The following is a 568-nucleotide window of genomic DNA, read 5'->3' on the forward strand; positions in this document are numbered from 1 at the left end:
AGAACGTATTCAGAGGAGGATTAGCGAGTCTGTTTAAGCTCGGCTAATACTTCGTGCAGTGAAGGCACGATAGCGTGACCAAATTGTTTTACCTCATCGCAAGGTTCAACCAAGTCCGGAATTTGATAAGTAATCATGTTTGCCGCTACAGCGGCGCGAACACCGTTATTGGAATCTTCAAAGGCCAAACATCGGCTTGGCTCTACATCCAGACGGTTCGCTGCCAGAAAATAGATTTCTGGATCGGGTTTGCCGTGGCTCACTTCGCAGCCTGTCGTTAGGTTATCGAAGTATTTGCTCAACCCTGCTAATTCCAGTTTGATTTTTGCCACTTCTTTCGCGGTAGATGTCGCGACCGCGATAGGTAAGCCCTGTGCTTTCAACCACTCCAGCAACTCAACAACGCCATCTTTTACAGGGATAGCTTGGTGTTTGACAACTGCGTTGTAACGAGTGCGCCATTCAAGATGCAGGCGGTCTAAATTCTCGCCGTAGGCTTTGCGGAAAATCGTCTCAATTCCTGCCGCATTGCGGCCAATGATCGATAGGTAAACATCTTCATAAAACG

Annotated in this window: 1 protein-coding gene; it reads right to left on the reverse strand. The window is 47.9% G+C overall.

Features of this window, described 5'->3' with window-relative positions; translation table 11 throughout:
• Positions 1-20 precede the first annotated feature (20 nt).
• A partial coding sequence (locus R8O11_RS30070) for an HAD family hydrolase (RefSeq protein ID WP_318195242.1) occupies positions 21-568 on the reverse strand: 548 nt, incomplete at its 5' end.

It is taken from the genome of Vibrio sp. 1288 (assembly GCF_033344475.1).